14 protein-coding genes and 2 pseudogenes are annotated in these 13,167 nt (G+C 34.5%); 8 read left to right on the top strand and 8 right to left on the bottom strand.

From position 1 onward, the window contains the following. Positions 1 to 83: 83 nt before the first annotated feature. Complete coding sequence (locus tag QUF93_RS18690) at positions 84 to 410, bottom strand: hypothetical protein (protein WP_002121259.1); 327 nt, start codon at positions 408 to 410, stop codon at positions 84 to 86. 465 nt (positions 411 to 875) lie between these two features. On the opposite strand from QUF93_RS18690, the gene QUF93_RS18685 reads away from it, so the two are divergent. Both QUF93_RS18685 and QUF93_RS18680 read left to right on the top strand, forming a co-directional pair. Next, positions 876 to 1,787, top strand: coding sequence for a VanW family protein (locus tag QUF93_RS18685; RefSeq protein ID WP_002111070.1), 912 nt, complete (start codon positions 876 to 878; stop codon positions 1,785 to 1,787). Positions 1,788 to 2,011: 224 nt separating this feature from the next. Continuing rightward, positions 2,012 to 2,920 (top strand): VOC family protein, encoded by a 909-nt coding sequence (locus QUF93_RS18680; RefSeq protein WP_289359805.1) that lies wholly within the window; start codon positions 2,012 to 2,014, stop codon positions 2,918 to 2,920. A 52-nt stretch (positions 2,921 to 2,972) separates the two neighbouring features. Here the strand turns inward: QUF93_RS18680 and QUF93_RS18675 are convergent, their stop codons facing one another. Then, positions 2,973 to 3,491 (bottom strand): GNAT family N-acetyltransferase, encoded by a 519-nt coding sequence (locus QUF93_RS18675; protein WP_289360998.1) that lies wholly within the window; start codon positions 3,489 to 3,491, stop codon positions 2,973 to 2,975. Between the two features lie 412 nt (positions 3,492 to 3,903). Then, a complete protein-coding gene (locus QUF93_RS18670) occupies positions 3,904 to 4,407 on the bottom strand; it encodes a GNAT family N-acetyltransferase (RefSeq protein ID WP_289359804.1) in 504 nt (167 codons plus the stop codon). 255 nt (positions 4,408 to 4,662) lie between these two features. On the opposite strand from QUF93_RS18670, the gene QUF93_RS18665 reads away from it, so the two are divergent. The 5 genes and pseudogenes from QUF93_RS18665 to QUF93_RS18645 all read left to right on the top strand — a co-directional run bounded on the left by QUF93_RS18665 (position 4,663) and on the right by QUF93_RS18645 (position 7,928). Continuing rightward, a complete protein-coding gene (locus tag QUF93_RS18665) occupies positions 4,663 to 5,061 on the top strand; it encodes a DUF2871 family protein (protein WP_002160976.1) in 399 nt (132 codons plus the stop codon). A 136-nt stretch (positions 5,062 to 5,197) separates the two neighbouring features. Beyond that, positions 5,198 to 6,589 (top strand): FAD-binding oxidoreductase, encoded by a 1,392-nt coding sequence (locus tag QUF93_RS18660; protein ID WP_289359803.1) that lies wholly within the window; start codon positions 5,198 to 5,200, stop codon positions 6,587 to 6,589. 6 nt (positions 6,590 to 6,595) lie between these two features. Further along, entirely contained in the window at positions 6,596 to 6,943 is a 348-nt protein-coding gene (locus QUF93_RS18655) for a DUF4260 domain-containing protein (RefSeq protein ID WP_289359802.1), read from the top strand. 62 nt (positions 6,944 to 7,005) lie between these two features. Beyond that, positions 7,006 to 7,185: pseudogene (locus QUF93_RS18650) on the top strand (GrpB family protein); the annotation flags it as partial. A gap of 134 nt (positions 7,186 to 7,319) precedes the next feature. Beyond that, positions 7,320 to 7,928, top strand: a complete 609-nt coding sequence (locus QUF93_RS18645; protein ID WP_289359800.1) for an FMN-binding negative transcriptional regulator — start codon at positions 7,320 to 7,322, stop codon at positions 7,926 to 7,928. 153 nt (positions 7,929 to 8,081) lie between these two features. Here QUF93_RS18645 and QUF93_RS18640 read toward each other — a convergent pair whose 3' ends face one another. From QUF93_RS18640 to QUF93_RS18620, 5 genes are all read right to left on the bottom strand, one after another. After that, complete coding sequence (locus QUF93_RS18640) at positions 8,082 to 8,216, bottom strand: Phr family secreted Rap phosphatase inhibitor (protein WP_000735068.1); 135 nt, start codon at positions 8,214 to 8,216, stop codon at positions 8,082 to 8,084. Then, entirely contained in the window at positions 8,213 to 9,325 is a 1,113-nt protein-coding gene (locus tag QUF93_RS18635; protein WP_289359799.1) for a response regulator aspartate phosphatase, read from the bottom strand. The genes QUF93_RS18640 and QUF93_RS18635 overlap by 4 nt, the downstream gene beginning before the upstream one ends. Before the next feature lie 221 nt (positions 9,326 to 9,546). Continuing rightward, a complete protein-coding gene (locus tag QUF93_RS18630) occupies positions 9,547 to 11,013 on the bottom strand; it encodes a protein adenylyltransferase SelO (protein ID WP_289359798.1) in 1,467 nt (488 codons plus the stop codon). A gap of 189 nt (positions 11,014 to 11,202) precedes the next feature. Beyond that, positions 11,203 to 12,201, bottom strand: coding sequence for an NADP-dependent oxidoreductase (locus tag QUF93_RS18625; RefSeq protein ID WP_289359797.1), 999 nt, complete (start codon positions 12,199 to 12,201; stop codon positions 11,203 to 11,205). 18 nt (positions 12,202 to 12,219) lie between these two features. Further along, positions 12,220 to 12,564 carry an ArsR/SmtB family transcription factor gene (locus QUF93_RS18620; protein ID WP_289359796.1) on the bottom strand — a complete coding sequence of 115 codons (345 nt, stop codon included), beginning with the start codon at positions 12,562 to 12,564 and terminating at the stop codon, positions 12,220 to 12,222. 292 nt (positions 12,565 to 12,856) lie between these two features. Here QUF93_RS18620 and QUF93_RS18615 point away from each other — a divergent pair. Then, positions 12,857 to 13,159: pseudogene (locus QUF93_RS18615) on the top strand (FAD-dependent monooxygenase); the annotation flags it as partial. Between the last annotated feature and the right edge of the window lie 8 nt (positions 13,160 to 13,167).

The following is a 13,167-nucleotide window of genomic DNA, read 5'->3' as shown; positions in this document are numbered from 1 at the left end:
ATCAGTATAGAGATGGAAAAAACTTTCGTCAATTTATATAAGGAAGGGAGAGTCCCTTCCTTATATATTTTTTATTTTCGAAATTAAAAGCCGTCTTCTAATGCTGAAAATGGAATGTTAAGTCTGTTTTCTATTGTACGTAGACGCTGATTTAAACGGTTCAGTCTACGAGTATGGCGTTCAACTGTGTTTTCTAGTTGACGTACTCTTTGTTCAAGCTCATTTACTCGTCGTTCTAGTTGACGGTTTCCAGTACCAGGGAAAGAGATCGGAAGTTGAAATTGGCGATTTGGATCGTATGGATTAATTTGCTCTGTTTGATCTATATATTGTTGGTATTGTGCTTGTAAATCATATTGAGGTTGAGATCCATATTGGTTATATGGATCATAAGGGTTGTAGGGATACATAAATACTCCTCCATTTCTTAAAGGTGGGTTGAATTCATCATAATGTATGTGCGAAAGCGGAGTAGTGGCACGGCAAATACCTAAATACGCTGAAATGATTGATTGTGTTTGTCTATAAAAACTTGGTTTAAGTTGTTTAATAATGATCATGTATGAGAAATCGGCATTACGGTTTCTGAAGCATGCAGGTGAATAGAGAGGTGAAATGAAAGAGTTTTACATTTGTATTTCATCTGTTGAATGGTATATACTGGATAGAGATAGGTTACACAAAAGTTACAATCTTATCAAACTCAAAAATTTATATAAATATGTATAGACATTTACAAAAGAAAAGAGTAATTTAAATAGAGTAAAAAACAACTTGTAACATTTTCTAAATATATTGTAAAATGATTGTAACAAAACATACATAAAAGTGAAATAATACATAAGAAATAATGTTGGGGAAAAGGAGAGAGTATATTGTTCCGAAAAATAAAGGGTATATTAGTAGGGGTGCTATGCGTAGCTGTAGTAAGTGGTTGTGGCACAAAAGTAAGTGATGTGGCATTAGTAAGTGATTTTGGTGGGAACGTTGTAGAGGCTAAGGCTGATGTGCAGGATTCAATTAGCTTAGTGGATGGGCGTACTGGTACTGAAGTGAAAAAAATAGACTTATCGAGTTTAGGCTATTTTGAAGATGAAGCGAAATTCAAAAAATCGGTAACGAAGGTTGCTGGTGAAGTTGGGAAAAGCGTTGACAAAAAGATGGTTCCTTCACGTATAGCACCGGATGGAAGTTGGCAAGAAGGAAAGCCTTCTTATGAATTAATGGAAAAAGAATTAGTAGACAAATTATTAAATGTAGGTATGTGGGATTCTTCATATCAGTTACCTATCGTTGAGAAAAAGCCTACCGCAACATTAAGTGATGCGCAAGGAAGTGGCACGGTAATTGGTAGATATGAAACGAATTTAGGTGGCTCAGCAGGTGGCCGTATTGAGAATATTCGTTTGTCAGCAGCGAGCATAAATGGAGTTGTATTAGCAAAAGGAGATAGTTTCTCTTTTAATGCATTAATCGGTGATACAACGCCAGATAAAGGATATCAATTAGGTAAAGAAATTGTAGATGGTAAATTAGTAGATGGTTATGGTGGTGGCGTTTGTCAAACATCATCAACTCTATACAATGCAGCAGATCAAGCTGGTTTAAAAATGGTAGAGAGAACGACACACTCTAAAACAGTAGGTTATGTTCCACAAGGAAGAGATGCTACAATTGCATATCCATATTTAGACTTAGTATTTGAAAACACGAATGATGCTCCTGTTAAGCTTTATATGGGCATTCAGGGCGGAAAGTTAGTTGCTGAAGTACATAAAATGAAATAAGCATTATAGTTGAAGACTAATAAAATGATAGATTTATAGTTTGTATAATAGAAGCCATCTCTTCTGAGTTTCAGAGGAGATGGCTTTTTTGTCATTAATGAGCATGAAAACTATTAATTCTGATTTTTCTTATTTACATAGTGTGCTTTTAGTTGTATCCTTCATAGTAACGGCTATGTTAATTTATTTTGAAAAGTATAAAGGACTAGGAGAGGAAGTTAACCATGGTACAAATTCATTCGAAAACACGCATTGGTCATGTTGAGTTTAAAGTGAAAGATTTAGAGCGTCAAATTGCTTTTTATGAGAATGTAGTAGGCTTAGAAGTAATAAAGAAAGAGGGGAATAAAGCATATTTAGCTGGAAAAGGTGGTAAGAATGCTTTACTCGTTCTTGAGCAGGTGGAAGATGCAGCGCTTCAAGAACCACGTACGACGGGTATATATCATGTCGCCTTTTTAGTTCCAACTCGTGAAGTTTTTGCTTCGGCACTATTTGGTGTTATTCGTAATAAAAAGGTAATTGATAGTCCGGTTGAGCAAGAAGGACGTTATACATATTCAAATGAGATTTTACCAATTTCAAGATTTAATAGCGCAAGTGATCATACGTATAGCGAAGCGTTTTATTTACAAGATTTAGAGGGTAATGGTATCGAAATATATGCAGACCGTCCACGTGATCAATGGGGAGAAGGGCCAGGAGGAAGTACGCCACTTGATTTAAAAGAACTAGCAACACTCGTTGATTATGAGTTTGATGGTTTACCAGCCGAAACGGTAGTTGGACACGTACATTTACGAATAGCTGATGTAGAGAAGTCACATGAGTTTTATGTAGATACAGTAGGTTTTGAAGTACAACAGCGTGAAGATGATTGCTTGTTTATTTCGGCAGGAGGCTATCATCATCATATTGGTGCAAATACGTGGAACGGGGTAAATAACCCACATCCACCAGCACATGCAACGGGACTAAAAGTGTATACGATTGTACTGCCTCATAAAGAAGCGTTAGATGAAGTAAAAGCAAGATTAATAGAAAAACAACATGAAATACATGAAACTACAAATGGATTTACGGTAGTAGATCCAAGTGGTATTACAGTGCAGTTTGAAATAGAAGCAGTGTAAAAGAAACCAGAAAGTGTTTAATCACTTTCTGGTTTCTTTTTTTGTGAGTCATTCATAGCTCAATCCAATACCTTCTTACAACATTCCCATCTTCTTCAGTAAAATCCTCATCACGAAGACCACCATTATGTAAAATCGTTTTCTCTGAAGCGGTATTCACTTCGTCGCAAACAACAAGTGCTTTCGTGATGTTTAATTGCTTCGTTTGCTCCAATGATAGCTCGAGTAGTTTCGTAGCATATCCTTTTCTTCTTTCAGAAGGACGAATGCCATAACCGATATGGCCGCCAGCATTAAACAAATGCTCTGTTAAACTATGGCGAATATTAACAGCTCCTACAATTCTATTTTCATCTGTAACAAGCCAATATGTAGAATCTGGTACCCAAGTTTTAGGAATATTTATTCCGTTATGTGCATCGACTAATTCTTGAATCATAGCTGGGAAGTTAGAAGGGTCTTTTGAAATAACCCACGGAATCATCGTTTCACCGCTATCTTTCCATTCGTTATAAAAATCTAAATATTCTTCTTGTAAATCGGTAGTAGGTGTAATTAAAGATACATTCATCATTTATAATCTCCTTTATTTCAACAAAATTTTTTGTATAAAAGAAAGTGATTTATAACTTTCTCAACCTCATTTCATATGCCATTTTCAACTGCAAGTAAATTACACGTTTAACTTTGAAGATTTTTGTATGAAAAGTAGGTTGGTTTATTTATGTTAATATTTAAAATATTAACATAAATAAACTGGAATATTAAATATATTTTAATAAAATGCTTTTATATCGATGGATAGATACATGTGATAATTTTTGTTTTATCTATCTATAATGAAAGGAAATAAATTAGTAGGTAGTTACTATACGTATCCAGGGAAGTATTATTTACATGTATATCAGTACGGTGGGGGAACAGGAAAGTATACGGTAGAAGTAAAATAGTAAAAGGGTCGCCGTGAATGGCGACCTTTTTTATTATGCGTTATACCCGAATAATTTTAGATCTTCTCCTGAGTCTGAAATTATGTTTTCGAATCGCAATCCTACTTTTTCTAAAAGTTTTCCGGAATCAACATTGTCTGTAGAAGTAATTGCTACAATTCGTTTCATTCCTAGCTTCTGTACACCATATTTCATTACAGCAGAAGCTGATTCATAGCCGTATCCTTTTGAACGGAATTTTTCTAAAAAGGCAAAACCGATATCAATATCTTCTAATGAATCTCTTTTAATAAGACCGCACATACCAAGCGGGATAAGATCTTCTTTTCTTTCTACTAAGTAAAGACCAAATCCAATTTTGTTATACATATCGATTGGCCCGTTTACAATATAATTTTTTGCGTCTTCTAAGTTTTTAACCCCTTTATCACCAATAAACTGAATCCATGCAGGATCGTTTACTAACTCGAGAATAAACGGAGCATCTTTTATATCAAACCAACGAAGATTGAGACGTTCAGTTTCTAAAACTATCAATCTATTGCACCCCCTTTAAAAGTTATAACAATTAGTATGGATTGTGCGAAATAAAAGTGCAAGTTATTTTAATTGAGAGTTACTTGTTCACATAAAGTTCGATTGTTTTGTATAGAAGGATATTTTATAATTAGGATTAACTGGAAAGAGTGAGATGCATATACAATGACTCCTAGGTAACTAGGAGTTTTTACTATATAACTATCATTATTACTAAATATGACACACTACACATTCTACTTAAGGAGGTACATAATGAAGAAATTATATAACGCATCGTTTACTTATTTAATTATTGGTTTACTATCAGGAATATTCGCTAGGGAGTATGGGAAATTTAAAGGGATTATAGGATCTACACTATTAAATCTTTTACATACGCATACGTTAGTACTTGGCTTTTTCTTCTTTTTAATTGCTTTAGGATTAGCAAAAGTATTCGCTTTTCATGAAGTGAAAGGATTTAATAACTGGTTTATTTTACATAATATCGCATTAACTTTAATGTTAGGATCGCTAGCTGCGAGAGGACTTCTTCAACTAAATGGAGCGGACTTTAAAGGGTTAACTTATATTGTAGGTTTCTCTCATTCTATGATGGCATTTACTTTAGTTTGGTTTATGATTTTATTGAAGAAATCGTCTAAAATGTAGTTTTATAAAAAAGAACTTGTAGGGAATACTACAAGTTCTTTTTTATATAAAATTCCAGGAATCTCACTATTCTGATTATTTTGTATAAAAATGGTATAATTATTGTGGAGTAAATAATATAAAAGGGGAGCTCGTTATGGAAATAACAATTGAACGTTTAGTAAATGAATTAAAGGATGTACTTCCTGAAGATCGAGTAGTTGTTAATAAGACAGTAAGAGAGTTACATAGTAAAGATGAATCATATCATACTAGTAGTTTGCCGGATGTAGTTGTGTATCCGAAAACGGCTGAGGAAGTTAGCAAGATTATGAAAGTAGCGAGTCACCACGGAAAGGCTGTCATTCCATTTGGGGTAGGTTCTAGTTTAGAGGGCCATATAATTCCTTATGAAAAGGGGATTACGGTTGATTTTTCATTAATGAACAAAATACTTGAAATAAGAGAGAAAGATTTTCTTGTGAAAGTACAACCAGGAGTGACTCGTTCTCAGCTCAATAAAGAATTGAAAAAGTACGGTCTGTTTTTTAGTGTAGATCCAGGTGCAGATGCAACGTTAGGAGGCATGGCTGCTACGAATGCGAGCGGAACGACAGCGGTTAAGTATGGTGTAATGCGTGATCAAGTTCGCGATTTAGAAGTGGTACTTGCTGATGGACAATTGATACATACTGGCAATTTAGCGGCGAAGTCATCATCAGGTTATCATTTAAATGGTATTTTCGTAGGATCAGAGGGTACGCTTGGATGCTTTACAGAGCTAACATTAAAAGTATACGGCATACCAGAACATGTTATGGCTGCGAGAGCATCGTTCCCAACTATAAATGATGCAGTAGACGCTGTTATTCATATATTGCAAGCTGGTATTCCAATTGCGAGAATAGAGCTTGTTGATGAACTATCTATGAAACAAGTAAATCATTATAATGAAACGAGTTACAGAGAAGAACCTACACTGTTTTTAGAGTTTCATGGCAATGAAGCAGGGCTAAAGCAAGATATTGAATTTACGAAAGAAATCGTTCTTGATCATAAGTGTAAAGAAATTGCGTTTGAGACGGAAACAGCGGCGAGAAATAAATTATGGGATGCAAGACATAACTTAGCATACTCTTACGTTCATAGTTATCCTGGTAAAAAGCTAATGAGTACGGATGTTTGTGTACCAATTTCGGAATTAGCTGGCGCAATTCAACATGCGAAAGAGGTATTAGATAAAGTAGGTCTTGTTGGTGGTATTCTTGGTCATGTTGGGGACGGTAATTTCCATGTGCTCTTAATGATTGATCCAAATGATAAAGATGAAGTGAGAAAAGGTGACGAAATAAACGAAAGTATCGTACTGTACGCTCTTAAACGAGGCGGAACGTGTACTGGAGAACATGGCGTTGGGATTGGAAAACGAAAGTATCAAGAAGAAGAACATGGGGCGGCATTATTCGTAATGGAGAAAATAAAGAAAGCTCTTGATCCGCAAAATATTTTGAATCCGAATAAAATTTTCAAGCTAACAGATAAGGAATGATGAAGTTTGGAGAAACGAATTATACACTTTGAAGGATTGGTCGTCTTATTAGCTGCGATTTATATATATGCATTATGTGGATTTAGTTGGTTATTATTTATCGTATTACTTTTTGCACCTGATTTAGCGATGGTTGCATACACGATAAATAATCGTGTCGGTGCGCAAATTTATAATCTATTTCACACATATATTATATCAATAATACTTGTTTTAATAGGGGTCTATTTAAAGATAGATACAATCTTAATGGTTGGTTTAATATGGACAGCGCATATTGGGATGGATCGAATGCTTGGGTATGGATTGAAGTATGAAACTGATTTTAAGGATACGCATATTCAGAGGTTATAAAGTGTAAATTTAATCAGTGGGGACAGTCCTCACTGATTATTAGTCTTACTACCCGCAAATAGCGGAATAAAAATGAGTTGAGAAGACATGTAGCGTTTCGTAATTATCTTCGTGAACATACCGATGTTGCTATTGAATAGGGGCGCTTAAAGGAAAGTTTAGCAAGAGAGCCGAAAAGTCGAGCCGATTATAGTGAAGGTAAGACGGCATTTATTACAAATATATTGGGGGAAATAAACTAAGGCGGCAGAAGTACATGCGGCCTATTCTTTTTAGATAGAAGGCTGCCATTATAAAACAAATACAAACTGGCCCTGTTGAGTGTTACGAGACTTGAATATAATGGGAAATAAGAAGATAAGAAAAGAGGGAGCTTATGTACATACCAAAATACTTCGCAATACAAGATGAAGAGATGAAGTACGAAATAATTGAACAAAATAGCTTTGCAACGTTATTTTCTCAACATAATGGAGAACCATATGCAACGCATTTACCGTTGCTATTAAATAGGAAGACTCTTACTTTACATGGGCATTTCGCACGTCCGAATGAACAGTGGAAAGATATTGAGAATCAACAAGTACTAGCTGTATTTCAAGGGCCGCATAGTTACATCTCTCCGTCATGGTATGAAACAAACAAAGCAGTACCAACATGGAATTACATTGCTGTGCATGTATATGGTGAATTAGAAATTGTTGAAGATGAACAGGAATTAATAGATTCTCTTCAAGATTTAGTACATAAATATGAAAATCCAAAGAGTACCTACTCGCTGAATGAGGTAGATCCGAATTATATGGAAGGATTAAGTCGGGGAATAGTTGGATTCAAGATAAAGGTAAATAAAATAGAAGGAAAAGCGAAGTTAAGTCAAAATCATTCTGTAGAGAGACGGGATTTAGTTGTGGAGGAGCTTGAGAAAGTTGGTAGTGAGGGGAGTAGGGGGATTGCTAGAATGATGACGAGGAATTCGTTGTAATAGAAAAAATAAGCTATATATTATTGATTTTAGTAATGTAAATGACATAAGAGAGCTAAGAACAAAGATGTGAATATTTCAACGAATAAACATGAAGTCATGCAATTATGCATGACTTCATGTTTGAAATTTTTGTGTGAAAAAATGTATAAATCAACCGCCGCCATCACCTACAGAAAGGTTTTGTATCTTGGTATTAGAATGATCCAATTTTGTTGGACTTGTTATACCAGTACTAAATGCTAGAATTGTAACGATTCCCATAAAACTTAAGAGTAACTTTTTCATTTTAATCCTCCTTTAGCATTTGCTTTTTTCTTTGCTTGTAATGCCATATAAAAATATTTACTTGCTTCAGAATGTTCGTTTTCATCATAGAATTTAATTGCCAATGTTTCACAATGTTCCTGAACATCTTCATATAATTCTTCTCGCTCGAAATATTTAATTCCTGCTAATGCTACTTTTTCAAATATTTTAGCAGGTGAACTGTTATTTAGTTCTTGTAAAATCATAAAGCGATGTTGGAATTCCTCTTGTTTTAGTTCGTTACTAATATTTAATCCTCTTTTTATTAGCTCGTCTGCTACGCTAATTTCCTTTAATTTGTAGTATTCTAAAGCGCTAGCAAAAATAGCTTTATAATGATTTGGGGATTTCTCGACAACTTCAGAGAGATAACGAATAGCTAATGCGTTAAGGTTTTGATTTGAATACATCCATCCTAAGTTATGTCGAACCATTAAAATGAATTTTTCTTTTCCTGTTTTTTGAAATTGATTCATTGCAGCTGTAAAATGTTCTTCAGCAAGTTCCCATTCTTTTAAATTTATACATGCTAAACCTAAAATGTTATCACAAAAAGCTACATTCACTTCATATCCTAGATGATTAGAAAACATATCTTTAGCTTTTGTTACTTCTTTGATGGCTTGAAGTGTTTGTTGATTGTCATAGTAGGAATATCCTAGTTTATAGTAGAACTCTGCTTTCTCAATTTCATCGGGAATGTATTGAAGTAAAGCTTCAGCTTTATCATAATGCTCTCTCGCTAGTATATAGTTTCCAATTGCATCTGAGTGAATAGCTTTAAAGAAGTGATAGTAATATGATAAGAAATTATTTGTTGGAATTTCAAATGACTCAATTTTATTAAAACTGTCTTTAGAGACGCCTAAGTTATCAATTAAATAATTGTATCGGAAATTTAGTAGAGAATAATAGAGTAATAGGTTTTGATCAGGTATACCTTTTGGATATTCGTTTTTTAAAATGTTAATTTTATTGTCTATTTGTTCTTTAAAACGGTTTGCACTATCAATGCGTCTTAAACGGATTTCTATGTACCATTCGTTTAAGAGTTGTGTGATTTGTTCACTTTTAGTGGGTGTAAACATGAAGACTCCTCCTTTTTAGAATATTCTTATAACTAATAATAACAAAAATAGTAATATTAAAAAGTAAAACTGATATTTCTCAACATTTTTCACGAAGATAGTCAATTAATGTGATCGGAATAGTAATGTATTTATGGTTTGATGGGAGTACGATATATGCTTGTGCTAAACAAAAAAATGTGCCTTCAATAATTGAAAGCACATTAAAAGATATTACACAATCAAGTCCCACAAAAAGTACGATAAGGACGATTCGTCGGCACAGGTGGAACGCAGTATGCTTCTTGGTCTGTAGAATACGCATAAGGATTTGATAAAGCTTCAAGAAGCTTCTCCATTACGCTATAGTCTCCATCTGTAACAGCTGCTTCTAGTGCTTCTTCTACGCGGTGGTTCCTTGGGATAATTGATGGGTTATTATTTTTCATCATCTCATAGGCGTTTTCTTTTGATTCGTCTTGACTTTCTATTCGAGATTGCCATAGTCCGTACCATTCTTTAAATTCTGGACTTTCAAATAGTGGTGTACTTTCTAGTGTATCGAGAGTTAATGAACGGAATGTATTTGTGTAATCCGCTTTATATTTCTCCATCATTTTTAAAAGTTTCTCAATAAGTACTTTGTCTTGTTCGTCTTCACAAAATAGTCCTAATTTCTTTTTCATTCCAAGGAACCAATTGTTTTCATACTGTACGCTAAATTTTGAAATTTCATCTTGGGCGATTTTTAATGCTTCTTCTTCATCTTCATGCAGAATCGGTATTAAAGATTCTGCTAATCGAGCGAGGTCCCATGCGGCCATATATGGCTGATTTCCATATGCGTAGCGACCTTGTGTATCAATAGAGCTGAATACGGTTTCTTGGTCGTAATTGTCCATAAATGCACAAGGACCGTAATCAATTGTTTCGCCACTAATTGTTATGTTGTCAGTGTTCATTACACCGTGGATAAATCCAACAAGTTGCCATTTTGCGATAAGACTTGCTTGTCTTTTAATGACTTCTTGTAGTAACGCGGTATATCGGTTTTCATGAGCTTCAATTTCCGGATAATGTCTTTTTATCGTATAGTCAGCTAGTGATTTTAGGTCCTCGATTGAGCCGCGAGCTGCAGCATATTGAAATGTACCGACGCGAATATGGCTGCTTGCTACTCTAGTTAAAATTGCTCCAGGTAACTTTGTTTCGCGGTACGTAGGCTCACCAGTTGTGACAACTGCTAAACTACGAGTAGTCGGAATATCAAGTGCATACATTGCTTCGCTTATAATATATTCACGTAGCATCGGACCGAGTGCGGCACGACCATCTCCTCGGCGTGAATAGGGAGTAGGGCCAGAACCTTTCAGTTGAATATCAAAACGTTCACCTGAAGGAGTAATTTGTTCACCTATTAAAAGGGCACGACCGTCGCCTAACATATTAAAATGTCCGAATTGATGACCAGCGTATGCTTGAGCTAATGGATGAGCACCTTCTGGGAGTGCGTTACCAGCAAAAATCGCGATTTCGGCTTCCTTCTTCAGTTCTTCAGGGTTAAAGCCAAGAGATATCGCTAGTGAATGATTGAGTTTAACTAGCTCCGGTGAATTTACGGGAGTAGGGGGGATTTCTGTATAAAATGATCGTGGTAAAGTAGTATAACTAGTATCTAAATTCCAACCTGTTTCATTATTTTTAGTCATTTTATCTCCTCCTTTTTGTATTTTTAATTGTGTATTTGTACGTATGTATTCTTTGTAAAGTTAACTAAAAGTATAATGTATTATTTCCCCTTGCAATCTATTGTAAGGACTTCACTGCATTGTGTCTATTTAACAGCAAATACAAAAACTCCATTTTTCAAAAAGATTGATTAAAATGGAGTTTTGTTATTATTTGATTTTTACAATTATCTTTCCTTTTGCTCTTCCAGACTCCGAATATTCCATTGCTTTTTGAGCATCTTCAAAAGAGAAAACTCGATCAATTATAGGTTTGATTTTTCCAGCTTCAATATAGTTTGCAATAATACGTAATTGATCTCCGCTTGGTTTCATAAATAAAAATGAGTACTGAGCATTATGTTTTTTTTCAAGTGAAGTAAGTTTATTGCTTGCTAATGAAAATAAGAGTGTTTTAAAAAATCCTGAACCAAATTCTTTACCGAATCGAGCATTCGGCATTCCTGAAACGGAAACAATGTTCCCACCGCTTTTTATAATATCAAATGATTTTTCAAGTGTTGTCCCGCCGATTGTATCAAATACCGCATCATAATTTGTTAGTATATCTTCAAATTGCTCTGTTTTGTAATTAATAATTTCATCTGCACCAAGAGATTTTACTAAATTCGCTCCAGCTTCACTAGCAGTCGTTGCAACAGTAGCACCCATTATTTTTGCTAACTGAATAGCGAAAGTCCCGACACCACCGGATCCAGCGTGAATCAAAATCTTTTGTCCTTTTTGTAATTGCATGATGTCATGTAATGCTTGATAGGATGTTAAGCCAACGAGTGGAATCGACGCTGCTTCCTCAAAACTTAAATTTTTTGGTTTTAAGGCTATATCATCCTCATGAATGGCTATATATTCCGCAAAAGTGCCGATCTTATCTTTTCTTGGACGTGCATATATTTCATCACCAACTTTAAAACGATTCACTTTTGCTCCAACCTTCACGATGACACCGGAAAAGTCATTCCCAAGGATTAGTGGCATTTTATATTTAAGCAACACCTTCACTTTTCCATCGCGTATTTTAAAATCAATTGGGTTAATACTAGCTGCATGAATTTCCGCGAGCACCTCATACTCATTTATTTCAGGAGTGGGCACCTCTGTCATACGCATTGGGACTTTCCCATACTGATCAATTATCATTGCTTTCATTTCTTGTACCTCCAAATTTCAATAAAAGTTTTGCAGTAACTTCTCAATATCTAATACAAGGTTTTTTAATAAACTTAATTTTGTACGTATATCAATATAATAAAAATTCTTTGTACCTTCTTTACGCATTAAAATAATACCAGCTTCTCGTAAAATTTTAAGATGATGTGATACTGCTGGTCGAGAAAGGTGTGTTTGCTTAGTGATTTCTCCTACACGTAATCCTGTTTGACATTCCGTTTTCATTAGAACTAACAAAATAGCTTGACGTGTTTCATCACCAATTGCTAATAATATTTTTTGACAATTTATAAAATCTTCTTTAATAACATTTAATTGTTCTTGTTTATTCATTTCAATCACTTTGCCTCCTGGTAATTAGTCGAAAGGTTTAAGATGATGAACCATTATATCGATACGGTAATGCTACATGATAGTTGTATGAGGTGCAATATTGAGAAAGAAAATCGAGACGAATGAATTTATATGTATTAAAAATTATGGAGTATTAATTATAGAAAATAGAAAAGGGGGAATGTATTTCTAAAAAAATAAGCGGTGTAACCCCATATAACATATAGAGCTACGACCGCTTATATTTTTTTGATTATATTTATGTCACTGAGCTCAGAAGAATGATGTGGAGGATAAATATATGAAATCGAATTATGTACCAGTTTTAATTGTTGGAGGAGGATTATCAGGATTAGTGTCTGCGTTATTTCTTGCAAAACATAATATTGATTACTTACTTATTGAAAGGCATTCGTCTACTGCAATTCATCCGAAAGCAGGTGGGCTTACTTTACGTACGATGGAGTTATTTCGAGAATTAGGTTTGGAAAAAAGAATTAAATCAGCAGGAAGAGCATTAGAAAATTGCCGAGGAAGAATAGCGGTTTATACAATAGCTGATGTGAATAATGAAGAATTGTCTCATATAAGACAATTCTTCTATTTGCTTTC

The sequence above is a fragment of the Bacillus hominis genome, assembly GCF_030348325.1.
GTDB classification, from domain to species: Bacteria; Bacillota; Bacilli; order Bacillales; family Bacillaceae_G; genus Bacillus_A; species Bacillus_A hominis.
Note: the sequence above shows the minus strand (reverse complement) of the source record. Positions and strands in the feature narration are given on the sequence as shown.

Bases quoted from the DNA above. Each gene is read 5' to 3' on its own strand.
- QUF93_RS18690 (WP_002121259.1), bottom strand. From the start codon at position 410: ATGTATCCCTACAACCCTTATGATCCATATAACCAATATGGATCTCAA.
- QUF93_RS18680 (WP_289359805.1), top strand. From the start codon at position 2,012: ATGGTACAAATTCATTCGAAAACACGCATTGGTCATGTTGAGTTTAAA.
- QUF93_RS18675 (WP_289360998.1), bottom strand. From the start codon at position 3,491: ATGAATGTATCTTTAATTACACCTACTACCGATTTACAAGAAGAATAT.
- QUF93_RS18665 (WP_002160976.1), top strand. From the start codon at position 4,663: ATGAAGAAATTATATAACGCATCGTTTACTTATTTAATTATTGGTTTA.
- QUF93_RS18660 (WP_289359803.1), top strand. From the start codon at position 5,198: ATGGAAATAACAATTGAACGTTTAGTAAATGAATTAAAGGATGTACTT.
- QUF93_RS18645 (WP_289359800.1), top strand. From the start codon at position 7,320: ATGTACATACCAAAATACTTCGCAATACAAGATGAAGAGATGAAGTAC.
- QUF93_RS18640 (WP_000735068.1), bottom strand. From the start codon at position 8,216: ATGAAAAAGTTACTCTTAAGTTTTATGGGAATCGTTACAATTCTAGCA.
- QUF93_RS18635 (WP_289359799.1), bottom strand. From the start codon at position 9,325: ATGTTTACACCCACTAAAAGTGAACAAATCACACAACTCTTAAACGAA.
- QUF93_RS18630 (WP_289359798.1), bottom strand. From the start codon at position 11,013: ATGACTAAAAATAATGAAACAGGTTGGAATTTAGATACTAGTTATACT.
- QUF93_RS18625 (WP_289359797.1), bottom strand. From the start codon at position 12,201: ATGAAAGCAATGATAATTGATCAGTATGGGAAAGTCCCAATGCGTATG.